At 43.5% G+C, this 3462-nt stretch carries 3 protein-coding genes and 2 pseudogenes; 1 reads left to right on the top strand and 4 read right to left on the bottom strand.

The window, feature by feature from the left end:
- Positions 1-222 precede the first annotated feature (222 nt).
- Positions 223-372, top strand: a pseudogene (locus tag ACP4IT_RS12470) (nicotinate phosphoribosyltransferase); the annotation flags it as partial.
- 103 nt (positions 373-475) lie between these two features.
- Here ACP4IT_RS12470 and ACP4IT_RS12465 read toward each other — a convergent pair.
- The 4 genes and pseudogenes from ACP4IT_RS12465 to ACP4IT_RS12450 form a co-directional block, all read right to left on the bottom strand.
- Positions 476-1147: a TetR/AcrR family transcriptional regulator gene (locus tag ACP4IT_RS12465; protein ID WP_025025373.1), complete on the bottom strand. Its 672-nt coding sequence runs from the start codon at positions 1145-1147 to the stop codon at positions 476-478.
- A 4-nt stretch (positions 1148-1151) separates the two neighbouring features.
- Positions 1152-2399 (bottom strand): ABC transporter permease, encoded by a 1248-nt coding sequence (locus ACP4IT_RS12460; RefSeq protein ID WP_086231975.1) that lies wholly within the window; start codon positions 2397-2399, stop codon positions 1152-1154.
- Complete coding sequence (locus ACP4IT_RS12455) at positions 2377-3120, bottom strand: ABC transporter ATP-binding protein (protein ID WP_003581836.1); 744 nt, start codon at positions 3118-3120, stop codon at positions 2377-2379. Before ACP4IT_RS12455 ends, ACP4IT_RS12460 begins: the two co-directional genes overlap by 23 nt.
- 246 nt (positions 3121-3366) lie before the next feature.
- Positions 3367-3462: pseudogene (locus tag ACP4IT_RS12450) on the bottom strand (DNA starvation/stationary phase protection protein); the annotation flags it as partial.

Raw genomic sequence — 3462 nt, 5'->3', positions numbered from 1 at the left:
TTGGAACTCACGCGCGCATAACCGATTTTAGCCATTTTCAGTTCTCCTTTTGGACAGTTCTAATGAACATTCGTAACTCCTAGTATAGCACAGAAGCAAAAAAGGCCAATAGGGTATACCCTATTGGTCGCTTTTGATCCATTATCAATGGCTTTTTAAATTAGGGCCTAGTACTTTTGGAATGGAAATACTTTCCAACACCAAAAATTCTAGACCCAAATAATTTTACAATCTACCATGGCTAAACTTGCCGAGCTCCCACGAACAACCCAGCGGCTCGTCAACCCAGATCTTTACCCGGTCTACATGACGACCACACTCAGCCAGTTACAAACTAGTTTGTTGAATAAAATGACGATACTAGCAGATTAACAAACGAACACGCGTAGCAACGACCAAAGCCACTTCTGTACTTAGCGTTCAAATGACCGCTAAGTACAGAAGTGGCTTTAGTTTATATCAAGTAACAGTTAGCTCACTGACCAGTAATTTGATCATGTTCACCCGGGGTCAATATTTTGGTCATCACCGTAATCAAATACGCTTGTTCGCGCTCAATTTCAGTTCCCGGCAATTCCAGCATTAACTGCGCTAGGTAACCGAATAGCTGCGATAACAAACTTTGCAGTATCAAATCATTCGGCCAATCCACAATCAAATGATCTGCTTTTAGTTGATTTATGACACTTCCCATCTGCTTGACCATCTTAGGCGCAATCTGGCTAAGAATCTGTTCGCGTCGTTCGGTGTCAAAAGCTACCATTTCAAAAATGACCTTTAACTCTTTCACGTTAGCTTTAGCAAATGCAACTCGGTCCGTAAAAATTGCTGTGACGAATGCCTGTAGACTGGGATAACGCTGCCGTAATTTATCCTCTGAAAAATCACTCGCTAAGATTGGCACAATGTGCGCGGTAATTGGTGCTAAGATGGCATCCCGTAAGGCAGCCTTAGTCTTATACCGCCGATAGACCGTCCCCTCCGCAACGCCGGCCCGTTGTGCAATATCACTAGTACTGGTCTGGTCAAAACCCTTTTCAGCAAACAAATCGAGACTTGCCTGGAGGATGGCCCGTTGCTTAGGTGTAATCGTTTCATTCTGACTTAGATCCTGTTGAAAATAATCCCGTATCCGTGGTCGTTCCACATCCTCACACCTTCCGATAACGTTTCATTCCAACAATATTCAACATTGTTAGTACGGCCATAAACCCTACTAATATTAACAAATTGACACCAATATCGCCAAGCCCAGCACCCTTTGTCACAACAGCCGTCAACGCATTAGCACCATAGTATAACGGCATGATGTGGGCAATTGCTTGCAACCAACTGGCCATGCCATCGACTGGAACCAACCCAGCAAAAAAGATTTGTGGTACAACAATCAGTGGAATAAACTGAATCATTTGAAATTCTGAGTTAGCAAAGGTGGAAATAAAGATACCCAAGGTCAAAGCCACTAACGCTAATAATAAGTTAGTCAGAAAGACCAGCCAAATACTACCAACTAAGTGAATCTTGAAGACCGTAATTGTAAAAACAACGGTCAGGACAGTCTGAATGATGGCAAAGCCCCCATAACCAATTAGATAGCCCATAATAATTTCACTCCGTCGAATTGGGGTTGCAAGTAGCCGGCTTAGGGTTCCAGTAGTGCGTTCATTCAAAAGTGAAACGCCAGAAATCAAGAACACAAAGAAGAAGACAAAGAAACCGAGAAAGGCTGGCAAAAAGCTTTCAAAGAACGTTGAATCACTACTACCATAAATATAATGAGACTTAGTCGTATAACTGGTTGCTTTAGCTGACTGAGTCGAACTAGACGTCGTGGCTGTGGCTTGCTTGAGTTGCTTTTGTAATTTCTCAGCAGTTGCCTGGTCACCGCGGGCCTGGGCTTGTGCAATGGCAGTCTTCAGCTTGGTCACCGTTGCTTGTGTCTGGGCTGCTGTCAGCTTCTTCAAAGCGGCTTGTTGCGATTCAAGGGCCGCGCGCTGTTTCTTAGTAACGGTCACCAGCGTCTTCATTTTCAACTTGACTAATCCTGATTGTAAACTCGCCTTAATTAAAGACGTGTTGGTTGGATTGCTATTTGAATAAGTAATCGTCAATTGACCATTTTTCTGAGTCAAATAGCCATCTAGATCATGCTGCTTAATCATTTTCCGTGCCTGTGAACTATCATAATGATGAATCGTCACGTTTTTGGTATCGATCACGTTAACCACGGATTGGTCTACATGATGAACACCCAAGCTTGCTAATTGCGTCGTGTTGTTTTGAAATAAGAAATACATCAGCGTCATAATCAGCAATGGTGCCAAAAACATCAGCGCCAAGGTACGCTTATCACGTAACATTTGCTTAAAAACTCGTCTAACGATTGCCATCGTTCGCATCTTGCATCCGCCCCGCTTTCAAAAAGACCTGTTCGATCGTATCTACTGCATACTGTTGTTTCAGTGCCGCGGGTGTCCCCTCAGCAAGCGCAATCCCGTGCCGAATCAACATGAGATAATCACACCGTTCTGCTTCGTCCATGACATGCGTTGTCACGAGCATCGACTTACCGGTATCCTTGAGCTTATTTAGTTCGGTCCAAATTTGTTGCCGTAATTCTGGATCAATCCCAACGGTCGGTTCATCTAAAATCAATAATTGGGGATCCTGAATCAGGGCAATTGCCAACGACAAGCGCCGTTTCATCCCACCCGAATAGCCACTGACCCGCTTGTCTAATTGGGACGTTAAATCAACTAATCCGGCTGCATAATCAATCATTTGTGCTAACTTTATTTTTGGAACGCTCATCAATTGCCCAAACAAGGTCAGGTTTTCACGGGCCGTTAGTGTCTCATACAAAGCGTCACTTTGGGCCATATACCCTACTTGTGCCATTACCGCCCTATTGGGCATCACCGTATCCATGACTTTAACAGTGCCACTATCCACAGCTTCCATCCCTAAAATACTCTTGATCAAGGTGGTCTTCCCAGCTCCTGATGGCCCAATCAAGCCATAAATCATTCCAGCCGGCAGTGTCAAATCAATCTGATTGAGCACTTGCTGATGACCAAAGTGCTTGCTGACCTGCTTGGCGATGACATAATCCGTTGCCATTTTAATAACCCTCTTTCTCAAAACGAGTGTATACTCACTCACTTAATGGCCTTAGTATAATCAGTACATCTCGGTTTGTCAACATTAAAATGAGTTATCACTCACTTATTTTGTTTCCGGCCTATTTGTCACCGCATTGCAAACAAAAATGCGCCACCCCGTTGTTGGGATGTCGCATTTCAATTAAATAGCAGCACTGATATAAGCGTTAGCAATGTTTAAGCCTACCGATTTTTTAATATTATTTTATTCATCAATTTCCGGCGCCGACCCAAGCTCTGCCTGAATCATCCAGATTTTCTTCTCAATTGCGGTTTTGAGACCAATGAAAATATCTTGGGT

Source organism: Levilactobacillus sp. LN180102 (assembly GCF_050106635.1).
Classification (GTDB): domain Bacteria; phylum Bacillota; class Bacilli; order Lactobacillales; family Lactobacillaceae; genus Levilactobacillus; species Levilactobacillus brevis.
The sequence above is the reverse complement of the archived record's forward strand: the minus strand, read 5'-3'. Positions and strand labels throughout refer to the sequence as shown.